Below are 13,840 nucleotides of genomic sequence, written 5' to 3'. Positions count from 1 at the left end.
TGAGCCGGGTGGTTCCCCGCCCGGTCGAGATCGAACTCGCCGGTCTCCATCAATGTGAGCCGGCCGTTTATCGGGAGGTACGAGTGACGACCCCTACGCAAGCCTCGGTTTTCGTCGACGAAGACACCGCAAACGCGGAGGCTCCAAGTACTACGGGCGCGAACAACGCCGAAATCGTCGTCAAAGGACGCAACGTGGAAGTGCCGGATCATTTCCGGGTCTACGTTTCCGAGAAGCTCGCACGACTCGAGCGTTTCGATCCCACCATCTTCCACTTCGACGTGGAACTCCAGCACGAACGTAATCGCCGACAGGCGAAGAGTTGCCAGCGAGTCGAGATCACGGCTCGCGGCAAGGGCCCTGTCGCCCGCGCCGAAGCGAGCGCGGACAGTTTCTACGCGGCATTCGAATCCGTGACTGCCAAACTGGAAAGTCGATTGCGTCGAACCAAGGATCGCCGCAAGGTCCACTACGGAGAGAAGACTCCCGTCTCCGTCGCGCAGGCTACAGCCGCGCTGGCACAGGACGACTCGCTGGCGATCGATCGCGATTTGTCCCTGGACGGCGAGGCTCCGCCCGGTCCGGGTCAGATCGTGCGCACGAAGGTCCACTCCGCCGAGCCGATGACCGTCGACGACGCGCTGTACGAGATGGAGCTGGTCGGGCACGACTTCTATCTGTTCCACGACAAGGAGACCGATCGGCCTTCTGTCGTGTATCGACGCCACGCGTTCGACTACGGGTTGATACGTCTGGCGTGACGTCGCGGACGGTCGGTCTACTCGCCCGACCGTGATTGCGCATACCATGGGATCCGGCTGGGGTCACCCGACCTCGGCCGGATTCCGTTTGTCATTACCTGACACCGAGGATTGAGGACAAAGAGGACCGTGCCGTCACTGTCGCTATCGAAGCTGCTCCGTGTAGGTGAAGGTCGCATGGTCAAGCGGCTCAAGCACATCGCCGACCATGTCTCCTCCCTCTCTCCCGAGGTCGAGAAGCTGTCCGACGAACAACTCCGGGCCAAGACCGACGAATTCCGGAAGCGTTACGCCGACGGCGAGACGCTCGACGAGATGCTGCCCGAGGCATTCTCCGTGGCCCGGGAGGCCGCGAGCCGCGTGCTCGGCCAGCGCCACTTCGACGTCCAGGTCATGGGTGGCGCGGCGCTGCACTTCGGCAACGTCGCCGAGATGAAGACCGGCGAGGGCAAGACCCTGACCTGTGTGCTGCCGGCGTACCTCAATGCGATCTCCAGTGACGGCGTGCACGTCGTCACCGTCAACGACTACCTCGCCAAGCGCGACTCGGAGTGGATGGGCCGTGTCCACCGCTTCCTGGGTCTCGAGGTCGACGTGATCCTGTCCGGGATGACTCCCGCGCAGCGTCGCAAGGCGTACGCCGCCGACATCACCTACGGCACCAACAACGAGTTCGGTTTCGACTACCTGCGCGACAACATGACGCACAGCCTCGACGACCTTGTCCAGCGTGGCCACAACTTCGCCGTCGTCGACGAGGTCGACTCGATCCTCATCGACGAGGCCCGCACCCCGCTCATCATCTCGGGTCCGGCCGACGCGTCCAGCAAGTGGTACAGCGAGTTCGCGCGGATCGCGCCGCTGCTCAAGAAGGACGTCCACTACGAGGTCGACATCCGCAAGCGCACCATCGGCGTGCACGAGGCCGGTGTGGAGTTCGTCGAGGACCAGCTCGGTATCGACAACCTGTACGAGGCCGCGAACTCGCCGCTGGTGAGCTACCTCAACAACGCCATCAAGGCGAAGGAGCTCTACCAGCGGGACAAGGACTACATCGTCCGCGACGGCGAGGTCATCATCGTCGACGAGTTCACCGGCCGTGTGCTGGTGGGCCGCCGCTACAACGAGGGCATGCACCAGGCGATCGAGGCCAAGGAGAAGGTCGAGATCAAGGCCGAGAACCAGACCCTCGCCACGATCACGCTGCAGAACTACTTCCGCCTGTACGACCGGCTGTCGGGCATGACCGGTACGGCCGAGACCGAGGCCGCCGAGCTGCACCAGACCTACGGCCTGGGCGTCATCCCGATCCCGACCAACCGTCCGCTGATCCGTGTCGACAACGGCGACCTGATCTACAAGAGCGAAGAGGCCAAGTTCGACGCCGTCGTCGACGATGTCGTCGAGCGGCACCAGAACGGCCAGCCGGTCCTGATCGGTACCACCAGCGTCGAGCGCTCGGAATACCTGTCGAAGCAGTTCACCAAGCGCGGCGTGGTGCACAGCGTGCTCAACGCCAAGTTCCACGAGCAGGAGGCGACGATCGTCGCCGAGGCCGGACGCTCCGGCGCCGTGACCGTGGCGACCAACATGGCGGGTCGTGGCACCGACGTCGTGCTGGGCGGCAACCCCGACATCATCGCCGACCTCGTGCTGCGCAAGCAGGGCCTCGACCCGGTGCACAACCCGGACGAGTACGAGGCCGCGTGGGAGGGCGTCCTCGACAAGGTCAAGGCCGAGGTCAAGGCGGACGCGGAGAAGGTTCGCGCCGCCGGCGGCCTGTATGTGCTCGGCACCGAGCGGCACGAGTCGCGTCGTATCGACAACCAGCTGCGTGGTCGTTCCGGCCGTCAGGGCGATCCCGGTGAGTCGCGCTTCTACCTGTCGCTCGGCGACGAACTGATGCGGCGCTTCAACGGTGCGGCGCTCGAGTCGATCATGACGCGCCTGAACCTGCCCGACGACGTCCCGATCGAGGCCAAGATGGTCTCGAAGGCGATCAAGAGCGCACAGACGCAGGTCGAGCAGCAGAACTTCGAGATCCGCAAGAACGTCCTCAAGTACGACGAGGTGATGAACCAGCAGCGCACCGTCATCTACGAGGAGCGCCGCCGCATCCTCGAAGGCGAGGATCTCGAGGGCCAGGTCGAGTCGATGATCACGGACGTGGTCACCGCGTACGTCAACGGCGCCACCGCCGAGGGGTATGTCGAGGACTGGGATCTGGACCAGCTCTGGACGGCCCTGAAGACGCTGTACCCGGTCGGAATCGACTACAAGGAGCTCGTAGGCGCGGCCGAGGCCGGGGAGTCGGACCTGGGCCGGGAGGAGCTGCTCGAGGCGCTGCTGGAGGACGCCAGGGACGCGTACGCCAAGCGTGAGCAGCAGATCGACGAGATCGCCGGCGCGAACGGAATGCGTGAGCTCGAACGCCGCGTGCTGCTGTCCGTGCTGGACCGCAAGTGGCGTGAGCACCTCTACGAGATGGACTACCTCAAGGAGGGCATCGGCCTGCGCGCGATGGCGCAGCGCGATCCGCTCGTCGAGTACCAGCGCGAGGGCTACGACATGTTCATCGCGATGCTCGAAGGCCTCAAGGAAGAGTCCGTCGGGTTCCTGTTCAACCTCCAGGTGGAGGCCGGCACCCCGCAGGGCGGCGGCTCCCCGGTGAGCGTCACCGCGGCCTCGGCGGCAGCCACCGCGGGTGGCGGGCCCTCGCTCGCCAAGCAGCAGGCGCAGCCGCTCCCGTCCCAGCAGGCAGCCCAGGACGCGGCCCGTTCGGCGGCCCCGTCAGCGCTCAAGGCGAAGGGGCTCGACGAGATGCAGCCGCGTGGGCTCACCTTCTCCGGTCCCGCCGAAGACGGTAACGCCCAGGTCAGTCGCTCTGCGGACGAGCAGGACGGGGCCCCGGGCACGCGCCGCGAGCGCCGCGAGGCCGCCCGCCAGGATTCGAAGGCGAAGAAGGCCCCGCGCTCCAAGCGCAAGCGCTGACGCTGACCTCAGGCGATTCGCAGTGACGTGATCGCCCAACCGGCCGGGTGTCTGCTGTTGCCGCGTTCGATACGCGCGGCAACAGCGAACACCCGGCCGCCGCGGTTGTAGGTGCCGAACACCTCGAACGCCTCGAACGCCTCGAACACCTCGGTCGCGGCCGTGTGGACCCGTTGCACGCGGACGCGCGCGAGGGTGGCCGTACCCAGTCGGCTGCCGACCGGGGCCGACCGCACGAGCGCGTGGACGAGATCCAGCACGGTCGGGGTGACGATCGAGCGCAGCTGGGCCGGGGCGCGGCGGCGGTCGAGGACCTCGAGGGTCAGGCGCAGCGCGCTTTCCGCGAACTGTCGCGCGTCGGGCGACGCGACCGAATCCGGTGCCGCGGACGGGGCGCGGCGTGGTGACCGGCCGTCGTGGGGTGAGCGCTGTGCGGACCGGACGGATGCGGACCGCGGCGCAGGCGAGCACGCCGAAGAGCCCGGGGCATCGGATGTCGGTGGTTCGAACTGCGGTGCACGGGACAGGAACCGGTGCGGTGCGGACATGATCTGGCCTCTCCGGTATCGCGCGGTCGCCGGGAAGCGGCGGGAGCCGATACGCAATGTCGACAGGTGCTGCTACAGGTCGACTCCGCGGAGAGGTACGGAATCTGGCGGACAGCATGGCACGTTCGATTCCGAAAAGCGAGGGGGTGCGCGCGATCGGTTTCGGTCCGACTCGTGTCGTCCGTGTCGCCTGTGTCGCCAGCGGGGGCGGCGAGTTCTAGGGTGAGCGTGTGCGCGGACTGGTGTTGGACTTCGGCGGGGTGCTGGCGGGTCCCGGCGCGGACGCGGACCTGATGGCCCGCGTCGTGGGTGACGCGCGTCGACGGGGAATCCGCACCGCGATCCTCAGCAACGATCCCGGCGGTCCGGGGGCACAGGGACTGCGCGACCTGGCGGGCCCGTTCGTGGACGAGGTCGTGCTGTCCGGTGACGTGGGAATGGCGAAGCCGAACCGGCGGATCTACGAATTGACCGCGGCTCGGCTCGGGCTCGATCCCCTCGAGTGCGTCTTCGTCGACGACCTCGTGGGGAACGTGCGCGCGGCGGCCGCGGCGGGCATGGTGGGGGTGCACCACGTCGACCCGTCGGCGGCGGTGGAAGAGATTGCGATTCTTCTCGATTCGGGAATCCGCCCGGAATCGGACGGTGGGGATCCGGCGGGCGAGGATCTCCGGGGCAGGGGGCGATAGGTGGCCAGGGCGACCAGACTGACGACGCAGGACGCGTCGTTCTACTTTCTCGACGCGAGCAACACGCCGATGCATCTGGGTTCACTCGCGATCCTCCAGCTACCCGAGTCGGGTCTCGAGTTCGAGGCCGTGCTCCGGCTGATCGAGAGTCGCCTGCACCTGGTGCCGCGGTATCGGCAGAAGGTTCGGGAGGTCGCGTTCGGGCTGGCCCGGCCGGTGTGGGTCGACGACCCGGACTTCGACATCACCTACCACGTCCGACGCTCCGCGGTGCCGTCTCCGGGAACGGACGAACAGCTGCACGACCTGGTGGCGCGACTGGTCTCGCGGCCGTTGGACACGACTCGGCCGCTGTGGGAGATGTACGTCGTCGAAGGATTGGCCGACAACCGGTGTGCGGTGTTCACGAAGTCGCATTCGGCGTTGGTCGACGGCGAGACGGCCCTCGAGATGAGTCAGGTGATCCTCGACGAGGACGCCGCGCCCGTGGTCGCGAGTGACGATCTGTGGATGCCGGAGCCGGCGCCGGGGGAGCCGGCGCTGGTCGCCGCGGCCCTCGCCCAACTCGTCTCCCGGCCCGGCGATGGGTTTGCAACCCTGCGAATGACGTTGGGGGACATGGCATCGGTAGTGGACGAGGCGGTCGACGTGGTCGGCAAGCTCGCCACCCTGGCGCGCACGGCGGCGCAGCCGGCGCCGTCGAGCCCGCTGAATGCCCCGATCTCCCGCAACCGCCGGTTCGCCGTGGCGCGCACCGATCTCGAGCGCTACCGCAAGATCCGCGCCCGCTACGGATGCTCGATCAACGACGTGGTCCTGACCGTGGTCGCGGGTGCGATGCGGAATTGGCTCCTGGCCCGCGGTGAGCCGGTATCGGAGGCCACCACCCTGCGCGTGCTGGCCCCGATGTCCATCTGCGAGGCGCGACCGGGTACCAACGGTGCGAGCGTGATCGACGTGTGCGACGACGGCGAGGTCGGTGCGCCGCACGGTCGGACGTCGTCGTTCCTGGTGGATCTGCCGGTCGGTGAGCCCAATCCGGTCGTCCGGCTCTCACACGTCGCGCACGCGACGGAGGCGTTCGGGCGGCAGAGTCGGCCGGTGACGGCCCGGACGATGATCCGGTTGTCCGGGTTCGCGCCCGCGTCCCTGCACGCCCGCGGCGCCCGGGCGGCGAGCAGCCTGTCGCAGCGGATGTTCAACCTCATGGTCACCAACGCGCCGGGACCGCAGATCCCGCTCTATCTGGCCGGGATGCGGATGGTCGAGATGTATCCCGTGTCGCCGCTGCTGAAGAATCAGACCCTGAGCATTGCGTTGACGTCGTACGACGGCCACGTCTACTACGGTTTGAATGCGGATCGCGACGCCATGGCCGACGTGGATGTGGTCGCCGCGTCGTTGCACGAGTCTCTCGAGGAGTTGGTGGAAGCCAGTGGCTGAGTCGGAATCGCGGTCGGTACGGACGCAAGTGACCGGAGGTCGGGCGTGAGGGTCTACATTCCCGCGACCATCCCGATGCTGCGGCAACTGGTTGCCGAGCGGGAGTTCTCCCCGGTGAGCCGGACCGCGTTCGCGGTCACGCCGGCACTGCGGGAGGCGTACAACTCCGGCGACGACGAGGAGCTCGCCGAGGTGGCGATGGCGGAGGCCGCGCGGGCATCGCTGCGGTTGATCGCGGCCGCCACGCCGGACGAGGACGAGCGCGAGGGCGGTGACGGCGGCGAGGCTGGCGAGGTCGCGCCCATGTCGCGCCGCGCGGTGATCGCGGCCGACGTCGACGACGTCAAGCTGCGCCCCGATCTCGACGACGCGGTGGTCCGTCTGGCCGACGTTCTCACGCTGTCCCAGGTCGCGTCGGTGCACGTCGATCTGGCGGAGGCGGAGTCCGACATCGCGAAGGCCGCGCAGGTGGTCGACGCTGCCGATCTCGGCGACCCGGACGCGGAGTTCGTGCTCGGCGACGCAGAGGATCACGAGCTCGCGTGGTACGCGACGCAGGAGTTGCCGTTCCTGCTCGAGCTACTCTGACCGGCGGCGGACCCGCCCGACGAGTCGTTAGCGCGCCTTACTACTCGGCCGTAACTTACGCCACCGTAGCCTCATGCCCTACGCTGGCCGTACGCTCGAAGTGCGAGATGGAGGTCGGATGGGACTGAAGAGCTGGATCGAGGCGCCGGCGGCAAGGGTCGCAGGCTCGAACCGGTCCGTGGCGAACGTGGTGCGCGGTGCCGTCACCCGGTTGACCACGCCGTTGCTTCCCGACGACTACCTGCACCTGGTGAACCCCTTGTGGTCCGCGCGTGAACTGCGCGGACGCATCGTCGAGGTCCGGCCCGAGACGGCCGATTCGGCGACGCTGGTGATCAAGCCGGGGTGGGGCTTCGACTTCGCATACCAGCCCGGTCAGTACGTCGGCATCGGCATCCACGTTGACGGACGGTGGCACTGGCGGTCCTACTCGCTCACGTCGGCTCCCAATGTCGACCACAAGCTGATCTCGATCACCGTGAAGGCGATGCCCGAGGGCTTCCTGTCGAGTCACCTGGTGACGGGTGTGCCGTCGGGGACGATCGTGCGCCTGGCCGCGCCGACCGGAAACTTCGCGTTGCCGGAGCCGCCGCCGGAGAAGATCCTGTTCCTCACCGCGGGCAGTGGCATCACCCCGGTGATGTCGATGCTGCGGACGATGAGCCGGCGCGGGGAACTGCCCGACGTCGTCCACATCCACTCGGCACCCACCGAGGACGCGGTCATGTTCGGCGACGAGCTCGCGGAGCTGCAGAAGGACTACCCGTCGTTCGGTTGCCACGTCCGGCACACGCGGTCCGAGGGCAAGTTCGCGCTGTCCGAGCTGGACGAGGTGTGCCCGGACTGGCGCGAGCGACAGACGTGGGCGTGTGGGCCCCTCGGGATGCTCGACGACATCGAGAAGACCTGGGAGCAGGAGGGCATCACGCCGAACCTGCACCTGGAGCGGTTCGCCGTGTCCCGGGCCGATCTGTCCGGCGAGGGCGGCACCGTCACGTTCGACCGGTCGGAGAAGTCGATCGAGGTGGACGGCGCCACCACACTGCTCGAGGCGGGCGAGAAGGCCGGCGTGCTGATGCCGTTCGGCTGCCGCATGGGTATCTGCCAGACCTGCGTGGTCCCGCTCGCATCGGGTCACGCCGTGGACCTGCGCAACGGTAAGGAACATGCCGAGGGGGAGCGCATCCAGACCTGCATCTCGGCCGCGGCCGGCGATTGCACGCTCGAGGTCTGAGGTCTCGTGTGATCCGGACGGCAGCCGGGCCGACAGGTGTCCGGTTTCCCGTATCGTTGTACCCAGTGCCTGTGCGGTACCCAGTGCCTTGCGTCGATGGCCGACGCCGGTGATCTGATCTATATATCCAACGGAGGACCTCGGTGGCCATCACGGACATCAAAGAGTTCGCCCACCTCACCGACGCCGATATCGAAGCCCTCGGGCGAGAATTGGATGCGATTCGTCGCGATGTCGAGGAGTCTCGGGGCGTACGGGATGCCCGCTACATTCGGAGCACGATCCGGCTGCAGCGTTCCCTCGAGCTGGGCGGACGGGCGGTCCTGTTCGGCAGCCGTCATCGGCCGGCCTGGGTGGTGGGGACGACGCTGCTCACGCTCGCCAAGTGCATCGAGAACATGGAACTCGGGCACAACGTCACCCACGGCCAGTGGGACTGGATGAACGATCCGGAGATCCACTCCACGACGTGGGAGTGGGACATGACGGGTCCCTCGGAACACTGGAAGCGCGCACACAACTACACCCACCACACGTACACCAACATCGTGGGCATGGACGACGACGTGGGATTCGGCATCCTCCGGATGACGCGCGACGAGAAGTGGCGCCCGATCAACCTGCTGCAGCCGATCGCGAACGTGATCCTGGCGGCGACGTTCGAGTGGGGCATTGCGCTGCACGACCTGTCGGCGCAGAAGGAACTCGAGGGCGTCGACCCCAAGCATTGGAATTCGGGACCGAACAAGCAGTTCGCGGTCAAGATCGTCCGTCAGGTCGGCAAGGATTTCGTGCTGTTCCCCGCGCTGACGGGTCGGGCGTGGAAGCACACCCTTGCCGCGAACACGACCGCGAACTTCCTGCGCAACTTGTGGGCGTACGCGGTGATCTTCTGCGGGCACTTCCCGGACGGCGCCGAGAAGTTCACCGTCGAACAGTTCGAGAACGAGACGCGGGCGCAGTGGTACCTGAGGCAGATGCTCGGCAGCGCCAACATCGACGCCGGTCCGGTGATGGCGTTCATGACCGGCAACCTGAGCTATCAGATCGAACATCACCTGTTCCCGGACCTGCCGTCCAACCGGTACTCCGAGATCGCGGTGCGGGTGCGGGCGCTGTGCAACAAGTACGACCTGCCGTACACCTCCGGTCCGCTCAGCCGTCAGTACCTCCTGGCACTGCGCACGATCCACAAGCTCGCGTTGCCGGATCGTTTCCTCAAGCGGACATCGGACGATGCACCGGAGACGTCGTCGGAGCACAAGTTCCGGCTCAGCGGCTCGCGGATCGCCGAGGCGCTGCGGGTCGACGAGGAGACCGGGCAGCACCGTGGCCTGCTGTCGGCGCTGCGTGCTCATGCCGAGGCGCGGGTGGGGCGGCGTCGCGCAAGGCGATGAAAGTGATCTACCTCACAGTCACTTCGCGTTAACCTACGGTCTCGTAACTTACGGTACGGTAGGCCTCGTGGCGATTACCGACATCAAGGAGTACGCGCATCTGACGGATGCGGACGTCGAGGCGCTCGGTCGCGAACTCGACGCGATCCGTCGCGATGTCGAGGACTCCCGTGGCGAGCGCGATGCGCGCTACATCCGTAATACCATCCGACTGCAGCGTGGACTCGAGATCGGCGGGCGCGCAGTGTTGTTCGGCAGCCGCAAGCGTCCCCTGTGGGTGCTCGGTGCCGGCATGCTGGGCGTCGCGAAGATCATCGAGAACATGGAGCTCGGGCACAACGTGATGCACGGGCAGTGGGACTGGATGAACGATCCGGAAGTCCACTCCTCGAGCTGGGAGTGGGACAACGCCGACCCGTCGGCGCACTGGAAGCAGACCCACAACTACCTGCACCACAAGTACACGAACATCCTGGGCATGGACGACGACGTGGGCTACGGCCTGCTGCGCGTCACCCGTGACCAGCGCTGGAAGCCGTTCAACTACGGCAACCTCGCGTACAACGCGATCCTCGCGCTCCTGTTCGAGTACGGCATCGCGATCCAGCTGCTCGAGCTCGGGAAGGTCGCGGCCGGACGCGACGACCGCGAGCTCACCAAGCGGAACGCGAAAGAGGTCGGCGCCAAGATCGCCAAGCAGGCCGTCAAGGACTACGTGATCTACCCGGCCCTCACCGGGAAGGCATGGAAGACGACCCTCACCGCGAACCTCACGGCCGGCGTCATCCGCAACCTGTGGACCAACGCGGTGATCTTCTGCGGGCACTTCCCTGACGGCGCCGAGAAGTTCACGAAGGCCGACGTCGACAAGGAGACGAAGGCCGAGTGGTACCTGCGGCAGATGCTCGGCAGCGCCAACATCTCCGGCGGTCCCGTCATGGACTTCATGACCGGCAACCTCAGCTACCAGATCGAGCACCACATCTACCCGGACCTGCCGTCCAACCGGTACGCCGAGATCGCGGTCAAGGTGCGGGCGCTGTGCGAGAAGTACGACCTCCCGTACACCACCGGCCCGCTGCCGGTGCAGTACCTCAAGTCGTGGCGCACCATCGCCAAGCTGTCGCTGCCGAACAAGTACCTCAAGGACACGTCCGATGACGCGCCCGAGACGGCGTCGGAGCGCAAGTTCGGCGGCAACGCCGTCCCCACCGTCGACCCGCTCACCGGTCGCCGTCGCGGACTGCACTCGGCCATCAAGGCGTCGAGGAAGCGTCGCGGCCTGCGCGCGCTGCTGTCGCGCTAGAGATCGCTCTCCGACCCGGACTACCGCTGTGGCCCGCACCGAATCGGTGCGGGCCACAGCGGTATTGTGGACCGTTTCCTGGACCGTGGGTCACCCGCGGTGGGAGAGTGGTGACGGAGAGCCTGTTCGACATCGTCTCGTGAACGGAGCGGACAATGGACTCATTCTGGGACTACTTCTGGCTGGTCTTCGCATGTTTCGCGTTCGCGGCGTACCTGATGGTTCTCTTCATGATCTTCGCCGACCTGTTTCGGGACCATCGCATGTCGGGATGGACGAAGGCGCTGTGGGTATTCCTGCTGTTCGTCCTGCCGGTCATCGCGGCCTGCGTGTACCTGATCGTTCGGGGCCCGGCCATGGCGGAGCGCGCGGCAGTGGCCGAACGGCAGTACCTGCAGGCCGAGACCGAGTACATCAGGGATGTGGCCGGGACATCGACGGACGAGCAGCTGGCCACGGCGCGGTCGCTCCTCGACTCCGGGGCCATCACCGAGGACGAGTACCGCGTCCTCGCGGCGCGGGCGCAGGGGGCGTCGGCGTCGTAGGCGCTTCTCAAGCCCAGGACTCGTTCGTCATCAGCGCGACGAGCAGGTGGCGCACCGCCTCGACGCGGCCCGCGGACTTGCCGGTGAGCTTGTCCAGCGTGCATTCGGGGTCGGCCGGGGGACCCAGGTGGGTGCAGCCGCGAGGGCAGTCCTCGGCGGCGGCCGCGAGATCGGTGAACGCGCTGACGACGTTCTCGGGGGAGATGTGCGCGAGGCCGAACGACCGGATGCCGGGGGTGTCGACCACCCAGCCGCCGCTGGGCAGGGGCAGCGCCACCGACTGCGTCGACGTGTGCCGGCCCTTGCCGACGCCGGAAACGACGCCCGTCGCCCGATCCGCGTCCGGGACGAGGCGATTGACCATGGTCGACTTCCCGACGCCGGAGTGACCGATGAGCGCCGTCACCTTGCCCGTGAGGATCTCCGTCACCGGTTCGATCGGATCGTCCCGCCCGGCCACGACGACCGGGATGTCCAGGTCGGCGAACGTCGCGGCGAACTCGTCGGGCGTGGCCAGGTCGCTCTTGGTGAGGCACAGGATCGGTTTCAGGCCGCCGACGTACGCGGCGACGAGAGCCCGCTCGACGAAACCGGTGCGCGGCGGCGGATCGGCCAGCGCGACAACGATCAGCAGCTGCGCCGCGTTCGCGACGACGATCCGCTCGTACGGGTCGGTGTCGTCGGCAGTGCGCCGCAGGACGGTCTTGCGTTCGGCCACGCGCACGATGCGGGCGAGGGTGTCCGGCTTGCCCGACAGGTCGCCGACGACGCTCACCTGATCGCCGACGACGATCGGCGTGCGGCCCAGTTCGCGGGCCCGCATCGTGACCACCGGCCGGTCCGGATCGCCGTCGAGCACGCATCCCCACCGGCCGCGGTCGACGGAGACCACCATGGCTTCCTCGGCGCTGGCGTGCTCCGGCCGGGTCTTGGTCCGCGGGCGGGTGCCCTTGCCCGGGCGGATCCGGACGTCGGACTCGTCGTACTGCCGGCGGCTCAGGACAGTGCTCCCTGCTCGGCGGACCCCGACGTCGATTGTGCCGCGTCCAGCATTGCGGCCCAGAGGTTCTCGAAGCCGGGCAGGGTCTTCGCGGTGGTGCCCACGTCCTCGATACGGACGTCGTCGACCACGAGTCCGACGATCGCGCCTGCCGTGGCCATCCGGTGGTCCGCGTACGAATGCCACTGGGCGCCGTGCAGCGGCCGGGGCTCGATGCGCAGGCCGTCGTCGGTCTCGGTGACCGCACCGCCGAGCTTGTTGATCTCGGTGGCCAGCGCGGCCAGTCGGTCCGTCTCGTGGCCACGCAGGTGCGCGATGCCGCGCAGCACCGACGGGCCGTCCGCGAGCGCGGCGAGGGCCGCGACCGTGGGGGTGAGTTCGCCGATGTCGTGCAGGTCGATGTCGATGCCGCGCAACGACTTCGGGCCGGTCACGGTGAGGACGCCGGCGGTGCCTTCCGAGAGGCTCACCTCAGCGCCCATGTCGGTGAGGATGCCGCGGATCGCGTCACCCGGCTGGGTGGTGCGCGACGGCCACAACGGCACCCGCACGGTGCCGCCGGTGACGGCGGCCGCGGCGAGGAACGGCGTCGCGTTGGACAGGTCGGGCTCGATCACCCAGTCCACCGGATCGACCGTGCCCGGCAGTACCTTCCACGTGTGGGCGTCGCCGCTCTCGCCGGGCGTCAGCACGGTCACGCCGGCCTCACACAGCATCTCGACGGTCATGTCGATGTGCGGCATCGACGGCAGCGGACCGCCCTGGTGGCGGACGGTGACGCCCTCGTCGAAGCGGGCAGCCGACAGCAGCAGGCCGGACACGAACTGCGACGAACCGGACGCGTCGATCGTGACCGTGCCGCCGCGCAGACCGCTGTGGCCCTGGACGGTGAACGGCAACGCGTCCCCGTCGATGTCGGCACCCAGGCCGCGCAGGGCGTCGAGGATGGTGCCGAGCGGCCGCGTGCGGGCCTGCTCGTCCCCGTCGATCGCGACCGTGCCGGCGGCGAGCGCGGCGACCGGGGGCAGGAACCGCATCACGGTGCCGGCGAGGCCGCAGTCGATGCTGCCGCCGGTCATCGGACCGGGGACGACACGCAGGGTGGTGCCGGTCGCGGCGTCGGGCGTCGCGGTGATCGACACGCCGAGGGCCTGCAGGCCCTGGATCATCAGATCGGTGTCGCGGCTGCGCAGCGCGCCGGTGATCGTGGAGGGCCCGGAGGCGAGCGCCGCGAGAATGAGGGCGCGGTTGGTGATCGACTTGGATCCGGGCAGCGTCACGGACGCATCCACGGGGGCTTCGGCACGGGGCGCTGTCCACAGGCTCTCACGACTCACC

The 13,840-nt window shown here is 67.8% G+C and carries 12 protein-coding genes; 9 read left to right on the top strand and 3 right to left on the bottom strand.

What is annotated here, in order from left to right; genetic code table 11:
• The first annotated feature begins 83 nt into the window (after positions 1 to 83).
• A complete protein-coding gene (gene hpf / locus HUN07_RS19170) occupies positions 84 to 761 on the top strand; it encodes a ribosome hibernation-promoting factor, HPF/YfiA family (protein WP_114721931.1) in 678 nt (225 codons plus the stop codon).
• 177 nt (positions 762 to 938) lie between these two features.
• On the top strand, positions 939 to 3,752 hold the full coding sequence (secA, locus tag HUN07_RS19165; RefSeq protein ID WP_254622601.1) for a preprotein translocase subunit SecA: 2,814 nt from the start codon (positions 939 to 941) through the stop codon (positions 3,750 to 3,752).
• 8 nt (positions 3,753 to 3,760) lie between these two features.
• Here the strand turns inward: secA and HUN07_RS19160 are convergent, their stop codons facing one another.
• The gene (locus tag HUN07_RS19160; RefSeq protein WP_174911936.1) at positions 3,761 to 4,300 is read right to left on the bottom strand and encodes an Rv3235 family protein; all 540 of its coding nucleotides are present in this window, start codon (positions 4,298 to 4,300) and stop codon (positions 3,761 to 3,763) included.
• Positions 4,301 to 4,530: 230 nt separating this feature from the next.
• Here HUN07_RS19160 and HUN07_RS19155 point away from each other — a divergent pair, with 230 nt between their 5' ends.
• The 7 genes from HUN07_RS19155 (at position 4,531) to HUN07_RS19125 (ending at position 11,502) form a co-directional block, all read left to right on the top strand.
• A complete protein-coding gene (locus HUN07_RS19155) occupies positions 4,531 to 4,989 on the top strand; it encodes an HAD-IA family hydrolase (protein WP_114721934.1) in 459 nt (152 codons plus the stop codon).
• 69 nt (positions 4,990 to 5,058) lie between these two features.
• The gene (locus HUN07_RS19150) at positions 5,059 to 6,432 is read left to right on the top strand and encodes a WS/DGAT/MGAT family O-acyltransferase (protein WP_254623019.1); all 1,374 of its coding nucleotides are present in this window, start codon (positions 5,059 to 5,061) and stop codon (positions 6,430 to 6,432) included.
• Between the two features lie 75 nt (positions 6,433 to 6,507).
• Entirely contained in the window at positions 6,508 to 7,020 is a 513-nt protein-coding gene (locus tag HUN07_RS19145; RefSeq protein ID WP_174914878.1) for a DUF6912 family protein, read from the top strand.
• A 118-nt stretch (positions 7,021 to 7,138) separates the two neighbouring features.
• On the top strand, positions 7,139 to 8,254 hold the full coding sequence (locus HUN07_RS19140; RefSeq protein WP_114721937.1) for a ferredoxin reductase: 1,116 nt from the start codon (positions 7,139 to 7,141) through the stop codon (positions 8,252 to 8,254).
• A 143-nt stretch (positions 8,255 to 8,397) separates the two neighbouring features.
• Entirely contained in the window at positions 8,398 to 9,651 is a 1,254-nt protein-coding gene (locus HUN07_RS19135; protein WP_174911930.1) for a fatty acid desaturase family protein, read from the top strand.
• Positions 9,652 to 9,718: 67 nt separating this feature from the next.
• Positions 9,719 to 10,957 carry a fatty acid desaturase family protein gene (locus HUN07_RS19130; protein WP_114721939.1) on the top strand — a complete coding sequence of 413 codons (1,239 nt, stop codon included), beginning with the start codon at positions 9,719 to 9,721 and terminating at the stop codon, positions 10,955 to 10,957.
• A gap of 155 nt (positions 10,958 to 11,112) precedes the next feature.
• Positions 11,113 to 11,502 carry an SHOCT domain-containing protein gene (locus HUN07_RS19125; RefSeq protein WP_174911927.1) on the top strand — a complete coding sequence of 130 codons (390 nt, stop codon included), beginning with the start codon at positions 11,113 to 11,115 and terminating at the stop codon, positions 11,500 to 11,502.
• Between the two features lie 7 nt (positions 11,503 to 11,509).
• On the opposite strand, the gene rsgA is transcribed toward HUN07_RS19125, so the two are convergent.
• Together rsgA and aroA are read right to left on the bottom strand one after the other, a co-directional pair.
• Positions 11,510 to 12,565: a ribosome small subunit-dependent GTPase A gene (rsgA, locus tag HUN07_RS19120; protein WP_441346829.1), complete on the bottom strand. Its 1,056-nt coding sequence runs from the start codon at positions 12,563 to 12,565 to the stop codon at positions 11,510 to 11,512.
• Positions 12,499 to 13,839, bottom strand: coding sequence for a 3-phosphoshikimate 1-carboxyvinyltransferase (aroA, locus tag HUN07_RS19115; RefSeq protein WP_174911924.1), 1,341 nt, complete (start codon positions 13,837 to 13,839; stop codon positions 12,499 to 12,501). The genes rsgA and aroA overlap by 67 nt, the downstream gene beginning before the upstream one ends.
• Position 13,840: the final 1 nt, after the last annotated feature.

Origin of the sequence: Rhodococcus sp. W8901 (assembly GCF_013348805.1) — a bacterium.
In the GTDB taxonomy this organism is placed as follows: Bacteria; Actinomycetota; Actinomycetes; order Mycobacteriales; family Mycobacteriaceae; genus Prescottella.
Note: the sequence above shows the minus strand (reverse complement) of the source record. Positions and strands in the feature narration are given on the sequence as shown.